This window comes from Klebsiella sp. WP3-W18-ESBL-02, from assembly GCF_014168815.1.
Lineage (GTDB): Bacteria > Pseudomonadota > Gammaproteobacteria > Enterobacterales > Enterobacteriaceae > Kluyvera > Kluyvera ascorbata_B.
Genome location: NZ_AP021972.1, coordinates 4,259,145 through 4,284,727 on the forward strand (window position 1 = coordinate 4,259,145; position 25,583 = coordinate 4,284,727).

A 25,583-nucleotide genomic window follows, 5' to 3' on the forward strand; every position below is an offset into this window, starting at 1 on the left:
CCTCCCGGCTTTTTTCTTGATGACCGGGGACGTCATTGTCCCGGCGGTCATGCGTCGGCGGCGCGTCTGCCATCCATCGACGCTGAATTGGGTCATGACTTAACATAACCGCTCGCCACTAGGCAGGCAATTCACCCATCCCGCGTAGATACCATCATGAAAAGAGAAAAAATAAAGCGAAAAGGGAAAATGATGGAGGAATACTTCAACGATAAGAAAAGGAGAGCGTAGATACTCGGGTGAACGCAGCCATTACAGCAAAAGCTGCATTTTTCACTTTCTCACCGCCGACGGCGACGGCTAACAACAGAATAAAATTTTAATTTTACGTGAACATACAAAACAAACAGGATGCATATGCATCCTGTTTATGCCGCCATCTTATTGCTGCCGACAGGCGTTAACCAGCAGCTCTTCCATCCACTGATGGCCCTTATCGCGCCCCGCCGCTTCATGCCAGGAAAGGTAACAGGTACGGCTATTTAGCTTCATCGGCAGCGGTAATACCTGCAGGCCAATCTGTTCAGCAAATTCGTCTGCCAGGCGACGTGGCGCAATCGCCACCAGATGAGTTTGAGAAACCACGTTTAATACGCTAATCAGCGCCATCCCCTGATAAGCAATGCGGCTTTGTTTATCAAGGGTGTCATACCACGGCTGGCTAAAAGAGGCATAACGATCCAGTGAAACCACCGCATGTTCCTCTTGATACAGCACCTCCTCCGAAACCGGGCCATTAATACGCGGATGTTTTTTACTGGCGACCATCACCATTTCATCATTGAATAACGGCACGCAGGCGAATTCCGGACGACGAAACTCTTCATAGCCAAGAACAAACTCAATTTCCTGATAGCGCAGCTGATGTTCTGTATTTTGATTTAAGGATGACTTAAACACCATGTGAATATGTGGGGCGACTTCATTCACTTTATTCAAAATAATAGAGGTCAGATAATTATCCAGCGGACTACAGACGCAGAGATTAAATACGCGTTCACTGCTTAGCGGTTCAAAACCGGAACCCGGTAGCTCATTTTGCACCAGCTGAAGCGCCTGACGAATCGAGCCAAACAGCTGAAATGCACGGGCGGTGGGCTGAATGCCGCGACCGTAGCGAACGAACAGCTCATCATTAAACATCACCTTCAACCGCGCCACGGCGTTGCTGACCGCGGGTTGCGACATCCCCAGCATATGCGCCGCGCGGGTAATATTTTGCTCCTGCATAACCGCATCAAATACGGTCAGTAAATTTAAATCCACCAACCGTAGCTGCGGTTTGTTCCCTTCATTTGCGGTCACACGCGGCTTCTCCGGCGCGCTAATAACGCTCTCAGACTCCAGTGTCATACAAAACTCCCTTTGCAGAATCGCAGTAATATATTGAGGCTATATGATTTACCATGCATATAAAATCCAAAAAAGAGAAATAAATAAAAATAGGAATATATAAAGATGCAGAAGATTGACTTTCCCTAAGAAAAGCCAACCTTAATTTATATCACCAAGCTAATGACTGATAGTTTACTCATAGATTACATAAATAGACAACAGTCGAAAAAGTACACAATGAATTAAGTTTTATTAAATTGTTCCATTCTTACCATGAATAACATTAACAATTTCGCATCAGAAATAGTGATACTACATTTACCTGACCGACGGTTAAAATACATAAATCCAGTATTATCATACCGATAGCATTAACGCTTAATCATGACAAAGTCATGATCGATTACGATGAATCATGTTCATATGCGTCAAAATATTAAAATCATGAATTCCGACACAAGACAATCCGCTATAAAATGAGACATTCATCAGCACAATTAGCTAATTTCACCGTCTCGCTTAACGACCTTCTTCACCGCCTTTTCCGTCTTCAGGGTTGACATCAGAAAGCATATCCAGTACCACTAAAAGCATATCGAATTCATCTGGAGAATGATGACCATGTTCCGCACCACTCGCTTCAACGGCCTACTACTACTAAACGCCTTTTCTGTGCGCGGTAGGCTGGTGTGCGACGTTCAGCGTTAGTCATCATCAGTAGAACTCTAAACCCGCGCCATTGCGCGGGTTTTTTTATGCTCGTAGCAAGGCGCTCCCAAGTTAACCAAGGACCTAAACCATGAGCCAGCAAGTCATTATTTTCGATACGACCTTACGTGATGGTGAACAGGCATTACAGGCGAGCCTGAGCGTGAAAGAGAAGCTGCAGATTGCCTTTGCCCTCGAGCGTATGGGCGTTGACGTAATGGAAGTTGGGTTTCCGGTCTCTTCTCCGGGCGATTTCGAATCCGTACAGACCATCGCCCGCAACATTAAAAACAGCCGCGTCTGCGCGCTGGCACGCTGCGTAGAGCAGGATATCGACGTTGCCGCCGAGTCATTAAAAGTCGCGGAAGCGTTCCGTATTCATACTTTTATTGCGACGTCACCCATGCACATCGCCACCAAACTGCGCAGCACGCTGGACGAGGTTATCGAACGCGCGGTCTATATGGTGAAACGGGCGCGTAACTATACTGACGACGTCGAATTCTCCTGTGAAGATGCCGGGCGTACCCCAATCGATCAGCTGGCACGCGTGGTTGAAGCGGCGATTAACGCGGGCGCTACCACCATCAATATTCCAGACACCGTTGGCTATACCCTGCCGTTCGAGTTCTCCAACATCATTACCGGCCTGTATGAACGCGTTCCAAACATTGATAAAGCGATTATCTCCGTTCACACCCACGATGACTTAGGGATGGCGGTCGGCAACTCGCTGGCAGCCGTTCACGCCGGCGCGCGTCAGGTTGAAGGCGCAATGAACGGCATCGGCGAACGTGCGGGTAACTGCTCGCTGGAAGAAGTCATCATGGCGATTAAGGTGCGCAAAGACATCATGAACGTGCACACCGCCATCAACCACAACGAAATCTGGCGTACCAGCCAGACCGTCAGCCAGATCTGCAACATGCCGATCCCGGCCAACAAAGCTATCGTCGGTACCGGCGCATTCGCCCACTCTTCCGGTATCCACCAGGATGGCGTGCTGAAGAACCGCGAAAACTACGAAATCATGACCCCGGAGTCCATCGGCCTGAACCAGGTTCAGCTGAACCTGACCTCCCGCTCCGGCCGCGCGGCGGTGAAACACCGTATGGAAGAGATGGGCTACAAAGATACCGACTACAACATGGACCACCTGTACGACGCGTTCCTGAAGCTGGCAGACAAAAAAGGCCAGGTCTTCGACTACGACCTGGAAGCGCTGGCATTCATCAACAAGCAGCAGGAAGAGCCGGAACATTTCCGCCTGGACTACTTCAGCGTGCAGTCTGGTTCCAGCGATATCGCCACCGCGTCCGTGAAGTTGGCCTGCGGTGAAGAAACTAAGGCCGAAGCGGCGAATGGTAACGGTCCGGTTGATGCCATCTACCAGGCGATTAACCGCATCACCGGCTATGACGTCGAGCTGGTCAAATACGATCTGAACGCCAAAGGCCAGGGCAAAGACGCGCTGGGTCAGGTCGATATCGTGGTCACCCACAACGGCCGCCGCTTCCACGGCGTTGGCCTGGCAACGGATATCGTCGAGTCCTCCGCCAAAGCGATGGTGCACGTGCTGAACAACATCTGGCGCGCCGCTGAAGTCGAAAAAGAATTGCAACGCAAAATTAAGAATAACGAGAACAACAAGGAAACCGTGTAATGTCGAAGAATTACCATATTGCTGTGTTACCAGGTGACGGTATTGGCCCTGAAGTCATGACACAGGCATTGAAAGTACTGGAAGCCGTGCGTCAACGTTTTGATATGCGCATTACCACCAGCCACTACGACGTGGGCGGCATCGCGATTGACCGCCACGGTGAACCGCTGCCGCAGGCAACGGTAGACGGCTGCGACCAGGCCGACGCCATTCTGTTTGGCTCCGTCGGTGGCCCGAAATGGGAAAACCTGCCGCCAAACCAGCAGCCAGAGCGCGGCGCGCTGCTGCCGCTGCGTAAACACTTCAAGCTGTTCAGCAACCTGCGTCCAGCGAAGCTGTACCAGGGGCTGGAAGAGTTCTGCCCGCTGCGCGCCGATATCGCCGCTAACGGCTTCGATATCCTGTGCGTCCGCGAACTGACCGGCGGTATCTACTTCGGTCAGCCGAAGGGCCGTGAAGGCAGCGGTCAGCACGAAAAAGCGTTTGATACCGAGGTGTATCACCGCTTTGAGATTGAACGTATTGCCCGTATTGCGTTTGAATCTGCACGCAAACGTCGTCACAAAGTGACCTCCATTGATAAATCTAACGTACTGCAGTCATCCATTCTGTGGCGCGAAATCGTCAGCGAAATCGGCAAAGAGTATGCCGACGTTGAGCTGGCACATATGTATATCGACAACGCCACCATGCAGCTGATTAAAGACCCGTCACAGTTCGACGTGGTGCTGTGCTCCAACCTGTTTGGCGACATTCTCTCCGATGAATGCGCGATGATCACCGGCTCCATGGGCATGCTGCCCTCTGCCAGCCTGAACGAAGAAGGCTTTGGTCTGTACGAACCTGCAGGCGGCTCCGCGCCGGACATCGCCGGTAAAAATATTGCGAACCCCATCGCACAGATCCTGTCGCTGGCGCTGCTGCTGCGCTACAGCCTGGATGCCAACGATGCCGCTACCGCTATTGAAAGCGCCATCAACCGCGCACTGGAAGAAGGCGTACGTACCGGTGACTTAGCCCGCGGCGGCGCGGCGGTCAGTACAGATGAAATGGGCGATATCATTGCCCGCTACGTTGCCGAAGGGGTGTAATCATGGCGAAGACCTTATACGAGAAGTTGTTTGATGCTCACGTGGTTTACGAAGCGCCGAACGAGACGCCGCTGCTGTACATCGACCGTCACCTGGTGCACGAGGTGACCTCGCCGCAGGCGTTTGACGGCCTGCGCGCGCACAACCGCCCGGTGCGTCAGCCGGGCAAAACCTTCGCCACCATGGATCACAACGTCTCTACGCAGACCAAAGACATCAACGCCTCCGGCGAGATGGCGCGTATCCAGATGCAGGAGCTGATTAAGAACTGCAACGAATTCGGCGTCGAGCTGTATGACCTGAACCACCCGTATCAGGGCATCGTGCACGTCATGGGGCCGGAGCAAGGCGTGACCCTGCCTGGCATGACCATCGTCTGCGGAGACTCCCACACCGCCACCCACGGCGCATTTGGCGCGCTGGCGTTCGGTATTGGTACCTCCGAAGTCGAACACGTGTTGGCAACCCAGACCCTGAAGCAGGGCCGCGCCAAAACGATGAAGATTGAAGTAAACGGCAAAGCGGCACCGGGCATCACCGCTAAAGACATCGTGCTGGCAATTATCGGTAAAACCGGCAGCGCGGGCGGTACCGGTCACGTGGTCGAATTCTGCGGCCAGGCGATTCGCGATCTGAGCATGGAAGGTCGTATGACCCTGTGCAACATGGCAATTGAGCTGGGTGCAAAAGCGGGCCTGGTCGCACCGGACGACACTACGTTTAACTATGTTGAAGGTCGCCTGCATGCGCCGAAAGGCAAAGATTTCGACGATGCGGTCGCCTACTGGAAAACCCTGAAAACCGATGATGGTGCCACGTTCGACAGCGTTGTGACCCTGCAAGCCGAAGACATCGCACCGCAGGTCACCTGGGGCACCAACCCGGGTCAGGTCATTTCCGTCAATGACAACATTCCGGATCCGGCCTCTTTCAACGATCCGGTTGAGCGCGCCAGCGCCGAGAAAGCGTTAGCCTATATGGGCCTGAAACCGGGGATCCCGCTGACCGACGTCGCGATCGATAAAGTGTTTATCGGATCGTGCACCAACTCGCGTATCGAAGATTTACGCGCGGCAGCGGAAATCGCCAAAGGCCGTAAAGTTGCCCCTGGCGTACAGGCGCTGGTCGTGCCTGGCTCCGGCCCGGTGAAAGCGCAGGCGGAAGCGGAAGGTCTGGATAAGATCTTTATCGAAGCCGGTTTTGAATGGCGTCTGCCGGGCTGCTCCATGTGCCTGGCGATGAACAACGACCGTCTGAACCCGGGCGAGCGCTGTGCCTCTACCAGCAACCGTAACTTTGAAGGCCGTCAGGGCCGCGGCGGTCGTACTCATCTGGTCAGCCCGGCTATGGCCGCAGCGGCCGCGGTTACCGGTCATTTCGCCGACATTCGTAGCTTGAAATAAGGAAACACCATCATGGCTGAAAAATTTACCCAACATACGGGACTGGTGGTGCCGCTGGATGCCGCGAACGTCGATACCGATGCCATCATTCCAAAGCAGTTTTTGCAGAAAGTAACCCGCACCGGTTTTGGCGCGCACCTGTTCAACGACTGGCGCTTCCTCGACGACAAAGGCGAGCAGCCGAACCCAGAGTTCGTGCTGAACTTCCCTGAGTTCAAAGGTGCTTCCATTCTGCTGGCGCGCGAAAACTTCGGCTGCGGTTCCTCACGCGAACACGCACCGTGGGCGCTGACCGACTACGGTTTTAAAGTGGTGATTGCCCCAAGCTTCGCCGATATTTTCTACGGCAACAGCTTCAACAACCAGCTGCTGCCGGTCACGCTGAGCGACGCGCAGGTCGACGAACTGTTTGCGCTGGTGCAGGCCAACCCGGGCATTAAATTTGAAGTGGATCTGGAAGCGCAGGTGGTGAAAGCGGGCGATAAGTCCTACAGCTTTAAAATCGACGACTTCCGCCGCCACTGCATGCTGAACGGTCTGGACAGCATCGGCCTGACCTTACAGCATGAAGACGCCATTTCGGCCTACGAGAATAAGCAGCCTGCATTTATGCAGTAATCGCCTTTGGCTGGTCATCGGACGGTGACCGGCCATTCTTTCCTGTTTACAGCGTGTCGCCGTAGTAAATCTGGTAGCCAAGATTGACGCTGCCCGGCGCATCCTTCCCGCCAAGACGTTTAATCAAAATATCCGCTGCCGTTTTACCAATCTCAAAACGCGGGGTAATCACGCTGGCCATTTTTTGCAACCGCGCGCGGCCAATCTCCAGCCCGTGGAAACCGGCAATCGCCATTTTTCCCGGCACGTCGTACTGCTGCGCCTGACACTCCAGCAGTACGCCAACCGCAAGATCATCGTTGGTGCAAAAAATCGCATCCGTGTCCGGCTTTTCAGCCATTGCCTGTTGGAACATCTTGCGCCCCAGCGCCACCGAGGAGATGGTTTTTGGCGCCAGGTGATACGCCTCCAGCCCCTGCGCAGCCAGCGCATTCTCGGTACCGCGGTAACGACTCAAATCGCGAGGGTCGTCCATTGACCCAAAGAACGCAATGTGACGTTTTCCACTGTCGATAAACGCCTGGGTCATCTCGAAGGCCGCTTTTTCGTTATCGAAACCGACCTGTATATCCAGATACTGCCCGCTGATATCCATCAGTTCCGCCACCGGAATACCGCTGGCGCGCACGTACTGAACCATCCTGTCGGTATGCAATTTTCCGGTGAGGATCAGGCCGTCGATGTTGTAAGAAAGCAGGTTCAGCACCTCCCGTTCTTCGCGTTCTGCATCATATTCATAGTTCGCGATCAGCGTCTGGTACTGGCATGCTGAGGTCACCGACTCTATGCCCGCGAGCACATCAGCAAAAATCTGGTTACGAAAAGAAGGGATCAGCACGCCGATGGTTTTACTGCGCGCATTGAGCAATATTTCCGGCGCACGATTGGGGATGTAGTTGTTCTCTTCCATCACTTTCGAAATCAATTCGCGGCTACGCTGCGACACCTGATTCGGGTCGCGTAGATAACGGCTGACCGTCATCTTATTCAGCCCGGCAAGCGCAGCGATATCCTGTAATGTCATCCGATTGTTTTTCATGAGGTTCTCTACGACCAACAGCCCAATATGCTCGCAGAGAACCTTATCACAGCCGGTTAGCGACTGCACTCCTCACTCAACTTAATGCGCGACCATTTCACCTGACGATGTGGTGACGACATTCTGCGCGCGAACGCAGTACATCAGCACGACCGATGCCAGCAGGGCAATCGCCATAAACGTGTAGGAAACGCCAGGCCCACCGGTTACGCCGTTGAGGTAGCCCACCAGCCACGCGCCGAGGAAGGCACCCAACGCGCCGAAGCTATTAATCATTCCCATCGACACGCCGGACACATTGCGCGGCAGCAGCTCGGGGATCAGCGCAAAGAACGGCCCGTAAGGCGCGTACATACAGGCAGCGGCAACGACCAGCAGCGCGTAAGAGAGCCAGAAGGACTGGTTGCCCAGCATCCACGAGGCAAAGAACGCAATAGCAGCAATCAGCAGCAGCGGCCAGATAAACAGCTTACGATTCTGAAACTTATCGGATAGCCAGGAAACGGTTAGCATCAGACAGATAGCCGCCAGGTACGGTACCGCCGCCAGCCAACCCACCGCCACAATGTCCATCCGCGCGGCATTTTTCAGGATTGACGGCATCCACATCATGAAGCCATATACGCCAATGCTCCACAGCGCATGCACCGCACAGAGCATAATGACGCTACGTGAGCGCATGGCTTCACCGTAGTTACGCATCGGCTTGATATCGCGCTGTTCGCGGTCCATCGCCTGCTGTAACGCCCGTTTTTCCTCCTCGCTTAACCAACCCGCATCAGCCGGTTTATCGCGCACCAGAATCACCCAGCAGAATGCCCAAATGACCGCAGGAATACCTTCAATGATAAACATTTCGCGCCAGCCCCAGGCTTCAATCAGATAGCCGGAGACAATCGACATCCACAGGACCGTGACCGGGTTACCGAGAATCAAAAAGGTGTTGGCGCGTGAACGCTCCGTTTTAGTAAACCAGTTGCTGATATAAATCAGCATCGCGGGCATCACCGCCGCTTCGACTATCCCGAGAATAAAGCGGATCGCCATCAGCGTCGGAATATTGCTCACAAAACCGGTTGCCGCGGCGCAAAATCCCCAAAGGATCAGGCTGCAAAAAATCATTTTACGGACGCTATGTTTAACGGCATACATGGCGCCAGGCACCTGGAAAAAGAAATATCCCAGGAAAAAGAGCGCGCCAATCAGCGAGGCCGTGCCTTGGGTGATCCCTAAATCGTGTTCGATACCGGCGGCAGCGGCAAAGCCGTAATTCGCGCGATCGAGGTAGGCTAAGCTGTAGGTAATAAAAATAATCGGCATTAAATACCACCAGCGGCGCGCCGGCAGTTTTGCGAGCATATTCATACTCACTCCTCGGATTATCATTAAAGGATGAGGTCGCTTCCCGCGGCCTCGTTAGCGATCAAACCGCGGCCAGCATGCCGCCATCGACAAACAGAAGGTGTCCATTCACAAAGTCAGAGGCCGGGGCAGCCAGATAAACGGCTGCACCAATCAGCTCTTCCGGCTTGCCCCAGCGGGCGGCGGGCGTGCGCTGGAATAACCAGGCAGAGAAAGCATCATCGTTAACCAATGCGGTGGTCATTTCAGTCGCAAAATAGCCGGGGGCGATGCCGTTGACCTGAATATTGTATTCCGCCAGCTCTACGCACATTCCGCGGGTTAACATTTTGACCGCGCCTTTTGAGGCGGCATACGGCGTGATCGTTTTGCGCCCAAGTTCGCTTTGCATCGAGCAGATGTTAATAATCTTGCCGCGGCGGCGTTGCACCATATAGCGAGAAACCTGCTGTGAAACCAGAAAGACCGATTTCTGGTTCACATCGATAATTTTGTCCCATTCCGCTTCCGGAAACTCGGTAAAGGGATAGCGGCGCTGAATACCCGCGTTGTTAATTAAGATATCAATGGCCCCCACCTCCTTTTCGATTTGCGCAATGGCGCGCTCCACCGCCTCTCCCTGCGTGACGTCAAAACCGTAGCCAACGGCGCGATACCCCTGCGCCACCAGCTTGTCGGCCGCCGCCTGCGCGCGTTCGCGGGTGATGTCGTTAATCACAATTTCAGCCCCGTGCGCCGCCAGGCCACTGGCCAGCAGGTTACCGATCCCCTGCGCGGAGCCGGTAATCAGCGCACGTTTGCCGCTAAGATCGAATAGATTTTTCATGAAAAAACTCCTTTTTTAATAACTGTTACGCGTAACTGTATACGCGTAACAGTAGAAAATAGAAGATCCAGGAAGGAGAAAATGATCGTTATGTGATCAGGTTTGCATTTGCGTGCAAGATGAAAAAAAGAAGGGTTGGGTTGATACGCATTGCGTCACCAGACCGTCAAAGCATTGTGCCGGATGGCGGCGTAAGCGCCTTACCCGGCCAACAAAACGCAAGCGCCGGGGCCGCCCCGACACACGTTAAACGTCTTTCACCCGCGCGGTCATCGCCAGCGTCACCAGCGAGATCCCCGCGATCGCCCAATACACCGAAAAGTGACCAAAGTTTTGCGCCAGCGCGCCCTGTACAATCCCGGCAAGAATAACCCCGGTAGAGATACTGTTGGTAAACAGCGTGGTGGCCGCACCAGCGCGCCCCGGCATCAGATTCTGGAACCACAGCATGCCAATCCCGGCGACAATGCCGATAAAGACGGCGTTAAACAGCTGTAATATCAGCAGCGCGGTATGGCTGTGGAAGAAGATAAGCCCGACGTAGAACAGCACACCGGCGGCTACCGCAGTGACCATCATCCGGCGCTTACCGAAGTGTTTCACGTAGTAGCCCGCAATGATCATCGCCGGAATCTCCAGACCCGCGGCCGTCCCCATCAGGATGCCCGCCAGGCTATCCGGCAAGCCAAGATCGCTGCTGATCCACAACGGCATGTCGATGATATACATGGTATTGCACGTCCACATCAGCGTGGAGGCAATAAACAGAATACGTACGTTGCTGTCCTTCCAGCCGCCTGTGGGCTTCTCCAGCACGTCGGCGGGCTGCTCAACCCGCGCCACCGAAGGCAGCGTGAGCGCAATCAGCATCAGGCTAATGGCAAAAATCACCGCCGCAATAGAAAACATGGCCGTAAAGCCGTAGTTCAGCGCCAGCATAAAGGCCAGCGGCGGGCCAATCACCCACGCCAGCGATAGCTGCGCGCGCATGACCGAGCTGAACATCACCACTTCGCGCGCCGAGCTGTCCGCATATTCGCGCGCCAGCGCAAACAGCTGCGGCATCGCGGCGTTCGCCATTGAGGCCAGCATCACGCCGCAGGTAATCAACGTCAAATAATGGCGATTGAAAGCGAACAACAGCGCGTTGCCGACGGCCATCAGGCAGCAAAACATGATCAGCTTGCGCCGATCGCCTCGGCTGTCGGATCGTCTTGCCAGCGCCAGGCTAACAACGATCCCGGCGATGGCGTTAACGGTGTAAAACAGCCCAACCCAAAACGGCGGCACCCCCACTTCACGACTGAGAAACAGGCTCAGCGTCGGCGCCTGTAGCGCCCCCGCAACGCCCATCATAAATGCCACCAGCATAAAAGCGGCGTACACACCGTTGAGACGTCGTCCCATCGTCATTAACCAGAGCATGAGAAATCCTTTAAGCACGCGAGAAAGAATAAAAAAAAGCCAGCAGATGATACCTGCTGGCAAATACTCAGTCACACATGATTAGGCGAATTAATGTTCAGAGGTCGGTTTCGTAACTTCCCACTGCATCAGCGCGTTCAGAACGTCAAGCCGCTGCGCCGTCGCCTGGCGGGCCAGCCAGGAAATACTCTGCGTCGCGGCAAAATAGCGCTGGTAGAACTGATGGATGGTAGACCCCTTCATAGACACCTCCTCGCTTCATCGAAATCCATTATTGGCCTAATATAGGGATTAATAAATTGCTGAGTTTTTATCAGGAGTTCCCCTTTTATGCCTTCAGGTCGATTACAACAGCAGTTCATCCGTTTATGGCAGTGCTGCGAAGGCAAATCGCAGGAGACAACGCTCAACGATCTCGCCGCGCTGCTGAACTGTTCGCGCCGCCATATGCGCACGCTCTTAAATACCATGGAAGCGCGCGGCTGGCTGACGTGGGAGGCGGAGGCCGGACGCGGCAAGCGTTCCAGACTCACGTTCCTTTATACCGGGCTGGCATTACAGCAACAGCGCGCGGAAGATCTTCTGGAACAGGATCGGATCGATCAGCTGGTGCAGTTGGTCGGAGACAAAGCGGCGGTCCGTCAGATGCTGGTGTCTCATCTGGGCCGTAGTTTCCGCCAGGGGCGGCACATTTTACGGGTTCTTTACTATCGCCCGATGCATAATCTGCTGCCCGGTACCGCGCTGCGCCGCTCGGAAACCCACATCGCCCGTCAGATTTTCAATGCGTTAACCCGCGTAAATGAGGCAAATGGGGAACTGGAAGCCGATATTGCTCACCATTGGCAGGAAATTACCCCCCTGCACTGGCGTTTTTATGTGCGCCCCGGCATTCACTTCCATCACGGGCGTGAACTGGAGATGGAGGATGTGATCGCCTCTCTGGAGCGCAGCATGACGCTACCGCTGTTTTCCAACATCACGCGCATCCACTCCCCTACCGCCTGGGTGCTGGATGTACACCTGGCCGAAGCCGACCGCTGGCTGCCGTGGCTATTAAGCCAGGTGTCGGCGATGATCCTGCCGCGCGAATGGCAAACGCTGGCCAATTTCTCGCGGATGCCGGTCGGCACCGGGCCGTACGCGGTCGCACGTAACAATCTTAACCAGCTGAAGATCCTCGCCTTTGATGATTATTTTGGCTTCCGGGCGCTGATTGATGAAGTGAACGTCTGGGTGCTTCAGGAAATCAGCGAAGAGCCAAACGGCGGCCTGACGCTGGAAGGTTCCACCGAGAGCGAAAAAGCGGTCGAAAGCCGCCTTGAGGAAGGCTGCTATTATCTGCTGTTCGACGCCCGCAGCCCGCTCGGCAATAACCCGGCGGTGCGCCAGTGGCTCAGCCATGTCTTTCATCCCAATAATCTGCTTTATCGGGCAGGAGAGCAGCACCAGAGCCATTGGTTCCCGGCCTACGGCCTGTTACCGCGCTGGCACCATGCGCGCAGTCGCCCCTGCGAAAAACCCGCCGGGCTGGAATCGGTGACCCTCACCTATTACCGCGAACACGTTGAGCACCGCACCATCAGCCTGATTATGGAGGCGCTGCTGGCCGAACATCAGGTCAAACTCAACATTCAGGAGGTGGATTACGACGAATGGCACCGCGGCGAAGGGGTCAGCGACATCTGGCTCAACAGCGCTAACTTTACGCTGCCGCTCGATTTTTCACTGTTTGCCTATTTGTATGAAGTCCCGCTGATCCGCCACTGCATCCCGATTGACTGGGAACAGGACGCACGACGCTGGCGAGCGGGCAACCTGCCACAGGCCGACTGGTGCCAGCAGCTGTTGGCCAATCAGCGCATGGTACCGCTGATCCACCACTGGCTGATGCTCCAGGGCCAGCGCAGTATGCGCGGCGTACGCATGAATACCCTGGGCTGGTTTGACTTTAAATCCGCCTGGTTTGCGCCGCCGAATCCATAGGGCTTTTGATTTATTCACGTAATCATTACAATGTGCCGTTCTCAACGGGGTGCTGCGCCAGATGCGTGGCTGAGAGATACCCGTCGAACCTGATCCGGATAATCCCGGCGAAGGGATTTGAGGCTAACTCAAAATCCTTTGCCACCCATTTACTGAGGTGCAAAGTGCTCAAGAAATTCCTCCCCCTGTTAGTGCTGGTTGCCGTACCGGCGTTCGCAAAACCGGTCCTGACGGTCTACACCTATGACTCTTTTGCCGCCGATTGGGGCCCCGGCCCGGCGGTGAAAAAAGCCTTTGAGGCCGACTGTCACTGCGAGCTGAAGTTCGTGGCGCTGGAAGATGGCGTTTCGCTGCTTAACCGTCTGCGAATGGAAGGCAAAAACAGCAAAGCGGACGTGGTGCTGGGGCTGGATAACAACCTGCTGCAGGCGGCCACCGACACCAAACTGTTCGCCAAAAGCAACGTTCCGGCGAGCGCGGTGACGGTTCCCGGTGGCTGGAACAACGACACCTTCGTGCCGTTCGACTATGGCTACTTCGCCTTCGTCTACGACAAAAACAAGCTGAAAAACCCGCCGAAGAGCCTGAAAGAACTGGTGGAAAGCGACCAGAAGTGGCGCGTTATCTACCAGGACCCGCGCACCAGTACGCCCGGCTTAGGTCTGCTGCTGTGGATGCAAAAAGTCTACGGCGACAAAGCGCCGGAAGCCTGGCACAAGCTGGCGGCGAAGACCGTCACCGTCACCAAGGGCTGGAGCGAAGCCTACGGCCTGTTCCTGAAAGGGGAAAGCGACCTGGTGCTCAGCTATACCACCTCGCCGGCCTACCATATTATCGAAGAGAAGAAAGATAATTATGCGGCGGCGCCGTTTGCCGAAGGCCACTATTTGCAGGTTGAGGTGGCAGCCAAAACCGCAGCCAGCAAACAACAAAAGCTGGCAGATGAATTCCTGAACTTTATGGTTTCGCCAGGCTTCCAGAACACCGTCGCCACCGGTAACTGGATGTACCCGGTGACTCAGGTCGCCCTGCCGGAAGGCTTTAACGGTCTGGTCAAACCGCAGACCGCGCTCGAATTCACGCCGCAGCAGGTCGCCAGCGAACGCCAGAACTGGATTAATACATGGCTCCGCGCCGCCAGCCGCTAATTCCGGGCTGGCTCTACCCGGGCCTCGCGGCCACCGCGCTGATGGTGGCCGTCGCCCTGGCGGCCTTTCTGGCGCTGTGGCTCAACGCCCCGGAAACCTCATGGTCTACGCTGCTCGGCGATAGCTACCTGTGGCACGTCGTGCGTTTTTCATTCTGGCAGGCGTTTCTCTCGGCGCTGTTGTCGGTGCTGCCCGCTATTTTTCTCGCCCGCGCGCTGTACCGACGACGTTTTCCCGGCCGCCAGCTGCTGCTGCGGCTGTGCGCAATGACGCTCATTCTCCCGGTGCTGGTCGCGGTGTTTGGTATCCTCAGCGTTTACGGCCGCCAGGGCTGGCTGTCGCAGCTGTTCGCCTGGCTCGGCTGGCAGTGGCAATTTTCCCCTTACGGCCTACAGGGCATTCTGCTGGCGCACGTCTTTTTCAATATGCCCATGGCCACCCGTCTGCTGCTACAAGCGCTGGAGCAGATCCCCGGCGAGCAGCGCCAGCTGGCCGCCCAACTGGGCATGCGCGGCTATCCGTTTTTCCGCTACGTCGAGTGGCCGTGGATGCGCCGGCAAATTCTGCCCATTGCCACGCTGATTTTCATGCTCTGCTTCGCCAGCTTCGCCACCGTGCTGTCGCTGGGCGGCGGCCCTTCCGCTACCACCATTGAGCTGGCCATCTACCAGGCGCTGAATTTTGACTACGACCCGGCGCGCGCGGCCATGCTGGCATTAATTCAAATGACCTGCTGCCTGACGCTGGTGTTATTGAGTCAGAGAATGAGCCGGACAATCGCCGTTGGCGCTAGCCAGATCCAAGGCTGGCGGGACCCGGACGATCGCTGGCATAGCCGCATTACCGACGGCGTGCTCATCGCCTTCACGCTGCTGCTGATGCTGCCGCCGCTGCTGGCGGTGGTCGTCGATGGCCTTCAACCCTCGATGCTGAACGTTTTCGCCCAGCCGATCCTGTGGCAGGCCATCGGCACCTCGCTGCGGATCGCGCTCGCCGCCGGGCTGCTGTGCGTGGTACTCACCATGATGCTGCTGTGGAGCAGCCGCGAGCTGCGGGCGCGTAACCGAGCGCTCGCTGGTCAGGCCATGGAGCTCAGCGGCATGCTGATCCTCGCTATGCCGGGCATCGTGCTGGCGACCGGCTTCTTCCTGTTACTCAATAATACCGTCGGCCTGCCCGACGCCGCCGACGGGATCGTGATTTTCACCAACGCGCTGATGGCGGTTCCCTACGCGCTCAAGGTGCTTGAAACACCAATGCGCGACATCACCGCCCGCTACAGCGTGCTGTGCGCTTCGTTAGGTCTGTCCGGCATTCACCGCCTGCGGATCGTTGAGCTACGCGCGCTCAAACGCCCTTTAGCGCAGGCGCTGGCCTTTGCCTGCGTACTGTCGATTGGCGATTTCGGCGTGGTGGCGCTGTTTGGTAATGACAATTTCCGCACGCTGCCGTTTTATCTCTATCAGCAGATTGGCGCCTACCGCAGCCAGGACGGCGCGGCGACCGCGCTGATTCTGCTGCTGCTGTGTTTCCTGCTGTTTACCCTTATTGAAAAATTACCCGGACGCCATGCTAAAACTGAATGATGTCACCTGGCTGTACCAGCATCTGCCGATGCGCTTTAGCGCCACCATTGCGCAGGGCGAAAAAGTGGCGGTGCTGGGCCCGAGCGGCGCGGGGAAATCCACATTGCTCAACCTGATTGCGGGTTTTCTGACGCCCGCCAGCGGCACCATCATGCTGGAAGGTCACGACCATACCCACTCCCCGCCGTCGCAGCGGCCGGTATCGATGCTGTTTCAGGAAAACAACCTGTTCAGCCATCTGACGGTAGGCCAGAACATCAGTCTGGGAATGAGCCCACGCCTCAGGCTCAGCGCCGACCAGCAGCGCCGAATGCAGACCATTGCCGAGCAAATGGGGATTGCATCCATGCTGGACAGGCTGCCGGGCGAACTATCTGGCGGCCAGCGCCAGCGCGCGGCGTTGGCCCGCTGTCTGGTACGCGAGCAGCCAATTCTGCTGCTGGACGAACCGTTTTCTGCGCTCGATCCGGCGCTGCGCCAGGAAATGTTGCAGCTGGTGGATGACGTCTGCCAGCGCCAGAATCTGACGCTGCTGATGGTATCGCACAGCATTGAAGACGCGGCGCGGATTGCGACGCGCGCGATAGTCGTCGCGGAGGGGCGGATTGCCTGGGACGGAGAAACGCAGGCATTGCTAAGCGGTAAAGTGGAGGCTTCTGCGCTGTTGGGCATCGGGAGTTGATGCTCTGCCGGATGGCGGCTGCGCCTTATCCGGCAAAATAACGCCTACACCCCCACCACCTTGCGCAGTATATCGATATACACCGGCATCAGCGGATGACGAATCGCGCTGACCAGCGCCACCACGCCAACGCCCAGCATCAACGGAGCCAGCATCAGCAAGCGCTGGCGCGTCAGCAGCGCGCTCAGGCGATCGTGGTTCTCTTTGGCGCTGCGCCACAGCCGCCAGCTTAGCCAGGCCCCCAGCCACAGCAACAGCGCTGCCGCCAGCAGCAGCCACTTAAAGCTGGCGCTGTTCTCATCGGCCGGAATATCGATCGCCGCACCGGCAAGGATCCCCGGCAGGAAATACAGCGGCGGCCACAGCAGGCAGCCAATAATATTCGGCGGGATAAACTTGGCGACCGGCAGATCGAGCATCCCGGCCACCATCGGGACCACCGGACGCGTCGGCCCAATGAAGCGCCCAATCAGAATGGTAAACATGCTGTGCTGGTGCAGCGCATGTTCGGTTTTATCGAGCAGCGCTTTATTTTTCTTCATAAAGGACCAGCGGTGCAGCGGCTTCTTAAAGCGCCAGCCCAGCCAGAAAGAGATCCAGTCGCCCAGCAGGCAGCCGATAATGCCCACCAGCCATGCCTGCCAGAAATTCACTTCGCCGCTGCCAATAAGCGCGCCAAGCCCCGCCATCATTACGGTACCCGGCAGAATAAGCCCCACTAACGCCAGTGATTCCAGAAACGCCACCAGCGCCACCGCAATCAGCGAGTAGGTCGTGGACTGCGTAATAAAATGTTCCAGAAATGCTTGCATAGAGTGCCCGGTTTGAAAACGAAGCGGGGATTTTCCAGAGCACCCAGCGCATCGTCAAGCCTTCAATTGTCTATAGAGTTTACTGGCAAAGACAAAAGCCGACACAGCGCATTTCCTTTTCTTTACTTTTTATTCACACCCGGCGCGAAATTCGCTGGGGCTGGCACCGGTACATTTTTTAAAGACCCGGGAAAAATAGAGCTGATCTTCAAAGCCCACGTTACGCCCCACGGTGGCAATGGGCATACGGGTGGTGCTCAGCAGCAGCTTGGCCTGGCTGATGCGCTGATCCTCACGCCAGCTCAGTACGCTCACGCCCAACTGCTGGCGGAACAAATGCGACAGCCGGGATGGCGACAGGCAAACGTGCTGCGCGACGCTGGCAATATCAAACTGGCTATCGGCAAGGTGATCGCTGATGTACTGACAGGCATCGCGCACGCGGTTATCCATCGGGGGGTGCAGCGATTCGTTGATCGCTTCCATCCGCCGCAGCAATAGCTGCTCCAGCAGGTTAATCGCCAGCAGCTCAGAGTAACGCCCCACGCCCTGACCGGCTTCAATAATCTTGCCAAATAGCTCGGCAACCTCAGCCTGGTGCGCTTCATCCGGACGATAAAAACCGGTTTGCGCCACGATAGCAGGCCAGTTAAGCCACTCGTGCCAGTAGGCGCGAGGACGAAAGTAAACCCACTGGTGATACCACTCGCTGGCGTCGGGATGACGGCCATAGTGGTGAATTTCGCCCGGCGGAAACAGCAGCATGTCCCCCTGACGGCAGACGAACTGTTTCCCCTGATTTTCAATCACCCCTTCTCCACGTACCGTCAGATTGAGAATGAAACCTTTCATTCCCAGCGGGCGGTCGATGAAAAAGTCGAGATAGCCGCCGGCTTCAATCGGCGTAAGCCCCGCCACCAGGTGGGCGTTAAAGGAGTAACCAGGCAGCAGGGGATCGTTTTGCATTTCAGCCATTTCTGCTCGCTCTCATTGATATCTGAAGAAACCAATTATCCATATTCGGCTTTTTATCGGCACGGCCGCCGCACGCCATCAATAACAGAACCAGCGCCGCTGTCAACCCCGTTATTTCAAGGCACTTACGGAATATAGCCCGGCTTACAGCCACAACAGAAGTGTCTATAAAGACGACAGAAAAGTCCACATTGATTATTTGCACGGCGTCACACTTTGAGAGGTCACAGCAAGATCATCCATAAGATTAGCGGTTCCGGCCTGACGTTTTTTTTCGCGGATATCTACTGTTTCTCTATCACGTTTTCTTTGAGATGGAGTAACACGATGGCAATCGCAATTGGCCTCGATTTTGGCAGTGACTCGGTCCGCGCCCTGGCGGTGGATTGCGCGACGGGCGAGGAGATCGCTACCCACGTCGAGTGGTATCCGCGCTGGCAGGAAGGGCGTTTCTGCGACGCGCCAAATAACCGTTTTCGCCACCACCCGCGCGACTATATCGAATCCATGGAAGCCGCACTGAAGGGCGCGCTGACCGCGCTTTCCAGCGCACAGCGCGCGGACGTCGTCGGTATCGGCGTCGACAGCACCGGCTCGACCCCGGCACCGATTGATGCCGACGGCAACGTTCTGGCGCTGAAAGAAGAATTCGCCGACAACCCGAACGCTATGTTCGTGCTGTGGAAAGACCACACCGCGGTTGAAGAAGCCGAAGCCATCACCCGCCTGTGCCATCAGCCGGGCAAAGAAGATTACTCCCGCTACATCGGCGGCATTTATTCCAGCGAATGGTTCTGGGCCAAGATCCTCCACGTCACCCGCGCAGACCGAGCGGTGGCGAAGGCGGCCGCTTCATGGATAGAGCTGTGCGACTGGGTTCCGGCGCTGCTTTCCGGCACCACCCGTCCAGAGGATATTCGCCGCGGGCGCTGCAGCGCCGGGCATAAATCTCTGTGGCACGAAAGCTGGGGTGGTCTACCGCCAGCCGCGTTCTTTGACGAACTGGACCCCATTCTCAACCAGCACCTGCCGCATCCGCTGTTTACTGAAACCTGGACTGCCGACGTGCCGGTGGGCACGCTGACCGCCGAATGGGCGCAGCGCCTGGGCCTGTCCACGCAGGTCACCATCTCCGGCGGCGCATTTGACTGCCATATGGGGGCGGTTGGCGCGGGCGCGCAGCCTAATGCGCTGGTGAAAGTCATTGGCACCTCAACCTGCGACATCCTGATTGCCGATAAAGCAAGCGTGGGCAGCCGCACGGTAAAAGGCATCTGCGGCCAGGTCGATGGCAGCGTCGTGCCGAATTTCATCGGGATGGAAGCGGGCCAGTCCGCGTTTGGCGATATCTACGCCTGGTTTGGGCGCGTGCTCGGCTGGCCGCTAGAACAGCTTGCCGCGCAGCATCCGGAACTGAAAGCACAGATCAAGGCCAGCCAGAAACAGCTGCTGCCCGCGCTGACGGAAGCCTGGGCCGCCAACCCATCGCTGGATCATCTGCCGGTGGTGCTGGACTGGTTTAACGGCCGCCGCACGCCGAATGCGAACCAGCGCCTGAAAGGCGTCATTACCGATCTCAACCTCGCGACCGACGCGCCGGCGCTGTTTGGCGGCCTGATTGCCGCCACCGCCTTCGGTGCGCGCGCCATTATGGAGTGCTTCACCGAGCAGGGAATTCCCGTTAACAACGTCATGGCCCTGGGCGGTATCGCGCGTAAAAACCGCGTCATCATGCAGGCCTGCTGCGATGTTCTGAACCGTCCACTGCAAATTGTCGCCTCCGATCAGTGCTGTGCGCTGGGGGCCGCTATTTTTGCCGCCGTCGCTGCGGGCGTTTACGGTGATATTCCTGCCGCGCAGCAGCATATGGCTAGCCGCGTCGAACACACCTTACAGCCACGTCCGGCGCAGGCGCAGCGCTTTGAAGAGCTCTACCAGCGCTACCTGCAGTGGGCCGTGACGGCCGAACAACACTATCTCCCTGCCGCGCCATCGGAAAAAACCGCCGCTGGCCGCGCCGCTCTGACTCATTAAAGGATACGAACATGACCGTTTTTGATAATTACGAAGTATGGTTTGTCATTGGTAGCCAGCACCTGTATGGGCCGGAAACGCTGCGTCAGGTGACGCAAAACGCCGAACACGTGGTCAATGCCTTAAACGCCGAAGCGAAGCTGCCGTGTAAACTGGTGCTGAAACCGCTGGGCACGCGCCCGGACGAAATCACCGCAATCTGTCGCGACGCGAACTACGACCAGAAGTGCGCCGGGATGGTCGTCTGGCTGCATACCTTCTCTCCGGCGAAGATGTGGATCAACGGTCTCACTCAGCTCAATAAACCGCTGCTGCAGTTCCATACGCAGTTCAACGCCTCCCTGCCGTGGGACAGCATCGATATGGACTTTATGAACCTGAACCAGACCGCGCACGGCGGCCGCGAGTTCGGCTTCATCGGCGCGCGTATGCGCCAGCAGCACAGCGTGGTCACCGGCCACTGGCAGGACAAACACGCGCAGGAACGCATTGGTTCCTGGATGCGTCAGGCAGTATCCAAACAGGATACCCGCCAATTGAAAGTGTGCCGCTTCGGCGACAATATGCGTGAAGTCGCGGTGACCGACGGCGATAAAGTCGCCGCGCAGATCAAGTTCGGTTTCTCCGTCAACACCTGGGCCGTCGGCGACCTGGTGCAGGTGGTTAACGCGGTGACCGACGGTGAAATCAGCGCGCTGGTCGACGAATACGAGAGCAGCTATCGCTTTACGCCGGCCACTCAGGTCCACGGCGATAAACGCCAGAACGTGCTGGACGCCGCGCGTATTGAGCTGGGCATGAAGCGCTTCCTCGAAGAGGGCGGCTTCCACGCCTTTACCACTACTTTTGAAGATTTGCACGGCCTGAAACAGCTTCCGGGTCTCGCCGTGCAGCGCCTGATGCAGCAAGGTTACGGCTTTGCTGGCGAAGGCGACTGGAAAACCGCCGCCCTGCTTCGCATTATGAAAGTGATGTCGACCGGTCTACAGGGCGGCACCTCATTTATGGAAGATTACACCTACCACTTTAACGGCGGTAACGATCTGGTCCTCGGCTCGCACATGCTGGAAGTGTGCCCGTCGATTGCCGTCGAAGAAAAACCGCTGCTCGACGTTCAGCACCTCGGCATCGGCGGCAAAGCCGATCCTGCGCGCCTGATCTTCAATACCCAGACCGGCCCGGCGGTTGTCGCCAGCCTGATCGATCTCGGCGATCGCTATCGCCTGCTGGTCAATACCATCGAAACCGTGAAAACCCCGCATGACCTGCCGAAACTGCCGGTCGCCAATGCGCTGTGGAAAGCACACCCGAATCTGGAAACCGCGTCTGAAGCGTGGATCATCGCCGGCGGCGCGCACCACACGGTGTTCAGCCATGCGCTGACGCTGGACGATATGCGCCAGTTTGCCGAGCTGCAGGATATCGAAATTGCCGTCATCGATAACGATACGCGCCTGCCGGCATTCAAGGACGCGCTGCGCTGGAACGAAGTGTATTACGGGTTTAAACGCTAAGCCGCTTTTCCCTCACCCTAACCTTCTCCCCCAGGAAGAGGGCCGGGGTGAGGGAAATCCAGTTTGTAGGCCGGATAAGCGAAGCGCCATCCGGCACTCAGGAGTTAACATGTTAGAAGATCTTAAACGCCAGGTACTGGAAGCCAATCTGGCACTCCCCAAACACAATCTGGTCACCCTGACCTGGGGCAACGTCAGCGCCGTCGACCGCGAGCGCGGCGTGATGGTGATTAAGCCATCCGGCGTCGACTACAGCGCCATGACCGCTAACGATATGGTGGTGGTCAGCCTCGACACCGGCGAGGTGGTTGAAGGAACGAAAAAGCCCTCTTCCGATACTCCCACCCATCGCCTGCTGTATCAGGCATTCCCGACGCTGGGCGGCATCGTGCACACCCACTCGCGCCACGCCACCATCTGGGCACAGGCGGGGCAGTCCATCCCCGCCACCGGCACCACCCACGCCGACTACTTCTACGGCCCGGTGCCCTGCACCCGTCTGATGACCGATGCTGAAATCAACGGCGAGTATGAATGGGAAACCGGCGCGGTGATCGTCGAAACGTTCCGCGAAAAAGGGATCGATCCGGCGCAAATGCCCGGCGTGCTGGTGCACTCTCACGGCCCGTTTGCATGGGGAAAAAATGCTGAGGACGCGGTGCACAACGCCATCGTGCTGGAAGAAATTGCCTATATGGGTATTTTCTGCCGCCAGCTGGCGCCGCAGCTTCCAGACATGCAGCAGACGCTGCTCGATAAACACTACCTGCGCAAACACGGCGCCAAAGCCTATTACGGGCAGTAGGCCTGATAAGCGAAGCGCCATCAGGCAGAACGGTACACATTGCCGGATGGCGGCGTAGCGCCTTATCCGGCCTGCGCCCTCGCGCAACACCTGTATAAAACACCAGCTTCTTTATCCAAACCAGGCTATAATCAAGCCTGGTTTTTTGTCGATGAGAACGCGCGTGACGCAGCCACAATCCGGTTTTCTGTTAACCCGTCACTGGCGGGACACGCCTCTGGGCACCGAGCTAACCTTCTGGTTGGCGACCGATGGCGGCCCGCTGTCGGTTACCTTGCCACCGCAGGAATCGGTAGCATTTATCCCCGAAGCCCAGCGCGCGCTGGTTGAACGGTTGCTTCAGGGCGAAAGCGGCCTGCGCCTTGCCCCACTCGCGCTCAAAGATTTTCACCGCCAGCCGGTTTTCGGCCTCTACTGCCGCGGCCATCGCCAGCTGATGAAACTGGAAAAAGTGCTGCGTGAAAACGGCATCACCGTTTACGAAGCCGATATTCGTCCACCGGAACGTTTCCTGATGGAGCGGTTTATCACCGCGCCGGTGTGGGTGGAAGGGGAACCCACCGCCGCAGGGCTTCGCAACGCGCGCATGAAGCCTAACCCCGACTATCGTCCGCCGCTAAAATGGGTGTCGCTGGATATCGAAACCAGCCGCCACGGCGAACTGTACTGCATTGGTCTGGAAGGCTGCGGCCAGCGCACCGTCTATATGCTCGGCACCCCACCCGAGCAGACGCCGCAGGTCGATTTTCACCTGGAGTACGTCGCCAGCCGACCGCTGCTGCTGGAAAAACTCAATGCCTGGTTCGCCGAGCACGACCCGGACGTGCTGATCGGCTGGAACGTGGTGCAGTTCGACCTGCGCGTGCTGCAAAAAAGCGCCGAGCGCTACCGGGTACCGCTGCGGCTTGGGCGCGGCGGCAGCGAGCTGGAGTGGCGCGAGCACGGTTTCAAGAACGGTATATTCTTCGCTCAGGCCGCCGGGCGGCTCATTATCGACGGCATTGAAGCGCTTAAGTCCGCCTTCTGGAACTTCACCTCGTTTTCGCTGGAGAACGTCGCCCGCGAGCTGCTGGGCGAAGGTAAGGCGATTGACAATCCATGGGACAGGATGGATGAAATTGACCGCCGTTTCGCCGAAGATAAGCCCGCGCTGGCCACCTATAACCTCAAAGACTGTGAGCTGGTCACCCGCATCTTCCACAAAACCGAAATCATGCCGTTCTTACTGGAACGCGCCACGGTCAACGGTCTGGCGGTTGACCGCCACGGCGGCTCGGTAGCGGCCTTCAGCCATCTCTATTTTCCGCGCATGCATCGTCTGGGCTACGTGGCACCCAACCTCGGCGAAGTCCCGCCGCAGGCCAGCCCCGGCGGCTACGTCATGGACTCCCGCCCCGGGCTGTACGACTCCGTTCTGGTACTCGACTACAAAAGCCTGTATCCATCGATCATCCGCTCTTTCCTGATCGATCCGGTCGGCCTGATTGAAGGGATGGCGCACCCGGATGCGGTGCACAGCACTGAAGGCTTCCTCGACGCCTGGTTCTCACGCGAGAAACACTGTCTGCCGGGGATCGTCAGCCAGATCTGGCACGCCCGCGACGAAGCCAAGCGCCATAAAAACAAACCGCTGTCGCAGGCGCTAAAGATTATCATGAACGCCTTTTATGGCGTGCTCGGCACCAGCGCCTGCCGCTTTTTCGATCCTCGTCTGGCGTCATCGATCACCATGCGTGGCCATGCGATCATGCGTCAGACCAAAGCGCTGATTGAATCGCAGGGCTACGACGTGATTTACGGCGATACCGACTCCACCTTCGTCTGGCTTAAACGCGCCCACGGTGAAGAAGAGGCCGCGACGATTGGCCGTGAGCTGGTGGCGTTTGTCAACCAGTGGTGGGCCGATGAACTGCAAAAAAGCGGCCTGACCAGCGCGCTGGAGCTGGAGTTTGAAACCCACTTCTGCCGCTTCCTGATGCCGACCATTCGCGGTGCCGATACCGGCAGCAAGAAGCGCTATGCCGGGATGATTCAGGACGGCGACGAGCAGCGAATGCTCTATAAAGGGCTGGAGACCGTACGCACCGACTGGACGCCGCTGGCGCAGCAGTTCCAGCAGGCGCTGTATCTGCGCATCTTCCGCAACGAACCCTATCGGGATTTCATCCTCGAAACCATTGATAAGCTGATGGCCGGCGAGCTGGACGAACAGCTGGTGTATCGTAAGCAGCTGCGCCGCCCGCTGGCGGAGTACCAGCGCAACGTGCCGCCGCACGTGCGCGCCGCGCGGCTGGCCGATGAACAGAACGTGCGGTTAGGGCGTCCGCAACAGTACCAGCAGCGCGGCAGCATCCGCTACGTCTGGACCACCAACGGCCCGGAGCCGCTGGCGTATCAGCAGTCGCCGCTGGATTACGACCACTATCTCACCAAACAACTGGCCCCCGTCGCCGAAGGAATTCTCCCCTTTGTCGACGATGATTTTGCTACAATAGTGACGGGGCAACTGGGGTTGTTTTGACAGGTGACTAACGTCCCGCCATCCAGTACCATAGCGCCCTTTCCATTCCT

Annotated in this window: 21 protein-coding genes and 1 riboswitch; of the genes, 13 read left to right on the forward strand and 8 right to left on the reverse strand. The window is 57.0% G+C overall.

Features of this window, described 5'->3' with window-relative positions; all coding sequences use genetic code 11:
* Positions 1-381: 381 nt before the first annotated feature.
* Positions 382-1,353 carry a transcriptional regulator LeuO gene (gene leuO, locus H7R56_RS20580; RefSeq protein WP_106925385.1) on the reverse strand — a complete coding sequence of 324 codons (972 nt, stop codon included), beginning with the start codon at positions 1,351-1,353 and terminating at the stop codon, positions 382-384.
* 603 nt (positions 1,354-1,956) lie between these two features.
* Between leuO and leuL the strand changes: the two genes are divergently transcribed.
* From leuL to leuD, 5 genes are all read left to right on the forward strand, one after another.
* Positions 1,957-2,043, forward strand: coding sequence for a leu operon leader peptide (gene leuL / locus H7R56_RS20585; RefSeq protein WP_106925637.1), 87 nt, complete (start codon positions 1,957-1,959; stop codon positions 2,041-2,043).
* A gap of 91 nt (positions 2,044-2,134) precedes the next feature.
* The gene (leuA, locus tag H7R56_RS20590) at positions 2,135-3,706 is read left to right on the forward strand and encodes a 2-isopropylmalate synthase (protein WP_106925383.1); all 1,572 of its coding nucleotides are present in this window, start codon (positions 2,135-2,137) and stop codon (positions 3,704-3,706) included.
* Positions 3,706-4,797, forward strand: coding sequence for a 3-isopropylmalate dehydrogenase (leuB, locus tag H7R56_RS20595; protein WP_106925381.1), 1,092 nt, complete (start codon positions 3,706-3,708; stop codon positions 4,795-4,797). The genes leuA and leuB overlap by 1 nt, the downstream gene beginning before the upstream one ends.
* A 2-nt stretch (positions 4,798-4,799) precedes the next feature.
* Positions 4,800-6,200, forward strand: a complete 1,401-nt coding sequence (gene leuC / locus H7R56_RS20600; protein ID WP_106925379.1) for a 3-isopropylmalate dehydratase large subunit — start codon at positions 4,800-4,802, stop codon at positions 6,198-6,200.
* Between the two features lie 12 nt (positions 6,201-6,212).
* The gene (gene leuD, locus H7R56_RS20605) at positions 6,213-6,818 is read left to right on the forward strand and encodes a 3-isopropylmalate dehydratase small subunit (protein WP_106925377.1); all 606 of its coding nucleotides are present in this window, start codon (positions 6,213-6,215) and stop codon (positions 6,816-6,818) included.
* Between the two features lie 46 nt (positions 6,819-6,864).
* Here the strand turns inward: leuD and idnR are convergent, their stop codons facing one another.
* The 5 genes from idnR to sgrT form a co-directional block, all read right to left on the reverse strand.
* Positions 6,865-7,857 carry a DNA-binding transcriptional regulator IdnR gene (gene idnR, locus H7R56_RS20610; protein WP_106925635.1) on the reverse strand — a complete coding sequence of 331 codons (993 nt, stop codon included), beginning with the start codon at positions 7,855-7,857 and terminating at the stop codon, positions 6,865-6,867.
* 81 nt (positions 7,858-7,938) lie between these two features.
* Entirely contained in the window at positions 7,939-9,222 is a 1,284-nt protein-coding gene (locus H7R56_RS20615) for an MFS transporter (protein ID WP_106925375.1), read from the reverse strand.
* Between the two features lie 58 nt (positions 9,223-9,280).
* Positions 9,281-10,045 carry a gluconate 5-dehydrogenase gene (gene idnO, locus H7R56_RS20620; RefSeq protein WP_106925373.1) on the reverse strand — a complete coding sequence of 255 codons (765 nt, stop codon included), beginning with the start codon at positions 10,043-10,045 and terminating at the stop codon, positions 9,281-9,283.
* A 246-nt stretch (positions 10,046-10,291) separates the two neighbouring features.
* Positions 10,292-11,470: a sugar efflux transporter gene (locus tag H7R56_RS20625; RefSeq protein WP_182928389.1), complete on the reverse strand. Its 1,179-nt coding sequence runs from the start codon at positions 11,468-11,470 to the stop codon at positions 10,292-10,294.
* Between the two features lie 90 nt (positions 11,471-11,560).
* On the reverse strand, positions 11,561-11,713 hold the full coding sequence (gene sgrT / locus H7R56_RS20630) for a glucose uptake inhibitor SgrT (RefSeq protein WP_106925369.1): 153 nt from the start codon (positions 11,711-11,713) through the stop codon (positions 11,561-11,563).
* Positions 11,714-11,800: 87 nt separating this feature from the next.
* Here sgrT and sgrR point away from each other — a divergent pair, with 87 nt between their 5' ends.
* The 4 genes from sgrR (at position 11,801) to thiQ (ending at position 16,872) form a co-directional block, all read left to right on the forward strand.
* Complete coding sequence (gene sgrR, locus H7R56_RS20635) at positions 11,801-13,456, forward strand: HTH-type transcriptional regulator SgrR (protein WP_182928390.1); 1,656 nt, start codon at positions 11,801-11,803, stop codon at positions 13,454-13,456.
* A 35-nt stretch (positions 13,457-13,491) separates the two neighbouring features.
* Positions 13,492-13,590: riboswitch (TPP riboswitch) on the forward strand.
* Between the two features lie 30 nt (positions 13,591-13,620).
* The gene (gene thiB / locus H7R56_RS20640; RefSeq protein WP_106925633.1) at positions 13,621-14,604 is read left to right on the forward strand and encodes a thiamine ABC transporter substrate binding subunit; all 984 of its coding nucleotides are present in this window, start codon (positions 13,621-13,623) and stop codon (positions 14,602-14,604) included.
* Entirely contained in the window at positions 14,580-16,190 is a 1,611-nt protein-coding gene (gene thiP, locus H7R56_RS20645; protein WP_106925365.1) for a thiamine/thiamine pyrophosphate ABC transporter permease ThiP, read from the forward strand. Before thiB ends, thiP begins: the two co-directional genes overlap by 25 nt.
* Positions 16,174-16,872: a thiamine ABC transporter ATP-binding protein ThiQ gene (gene thiQ, locus H7R56_RS20650; protein ID WP_106925363.1), complete on the forward strand. Its 699-nt coding sequence runs from the start codon at positions 16,174-16,176 to the stop codon at positions 16,870-16,872. Before thiP ends, thiQ begins: the two co-directional genes overlap by 17 nt.
* A gap of 44 nt (positions 16,873-16,916) precedes the next feature.
* Here thiQ and H7R56_RS20655 read toward each other — a convergent pair whose 3' ends face one another.
* Together H7R56_RS20655 and araC are read right to left on the reverse strand one after the other, a co-directional pair.
* The gene (locus tag H7R56_RS20655; RefSeq protein WP_106925361.1) at positions 16,917-17,684 is read right to left on the reverse strand and encodes a DedA family protein; all 768 of its coding nucleotides are present in this window, start codon (positions 17,682-17,684) and stop codon (positions 16,917-16,919) included.
* Positions 17,685-17,813: 129 nt separating this feature from the next.
* Positions 17,814-18,659 carry an arabinose operon transcriptional regulator AraC gene (gene araC, locus H7R56_RS20660; protein WP_106925359.1) on the reverse strand — a complete coding sequence of 282 codons (846 nt, stop codon included), beginning with the start codon at positions 18,657-18,659 and terminating at the stop codon, positions 17,814-17,816.
* A gap of 327 nt (positions 18,660-18,986) precedes the next feature.
* Here araC and araB point away from each other — a divergent pair, with 327 nt between their 5' ends.
* The 4 genes from araB to polB all read left to right on the forward strand — a co-directional run bounded on the left by araB (position 18,987) and on the right by polB (position 25,533).
* Positions 18,987-20,693: a ribulokinase gene (gene araB, locus H7R56_RS20665; protein ID WP_106925357.1), complete on the forward strand. Its 1,707-nt coding sequence runs from the start codon at positions 18,987-18,989 to the stop codon at positions 20,691-20,693.
* 11 nt (positions 20,694-20,704) lie between these two features.
* Positions 20,705-22,207 (forward strand): L-arabinose isomerase, encoded by a 1,503-nt coding sequence (gene araA, locus H7R56_RS20670; protein ID WP_106925355.1) that lies wholly within the window; start codon positions 20,705-20,707, stop codon positions 22,205-22,207.
* Between the two features lie 109 nt (positions 22,208-22,316).
* Positions 22,317-23,012 (forward strand): L-ribulose-5-phosphate 4-epimerase, encoded by a 696-nt coding sequence (gene araD, locus H7R56_RS20675; RefSeq protein ID WP_106925353.1) that lies wholly within the window; start codon positions 22,317-22,319, stop codon positions 23,010-23,012.
* A 151-nt stretch (positions 23,013-23,163) separates the two neighbouring features.
* Positions 23,164-25,533 (forward strand): DNA polymerase II, encoded by a 2,370-nt coding sequence (gene polB / locus H7R56_RS20680; RefSeq protein ID WP_182928391.1) that lies wholly within the window; start codon positions 23,164-23,166, stop codon positions 25,531-25,533.
* Positions 25,534-25,583: the final 50 nt, after the last annotated feature.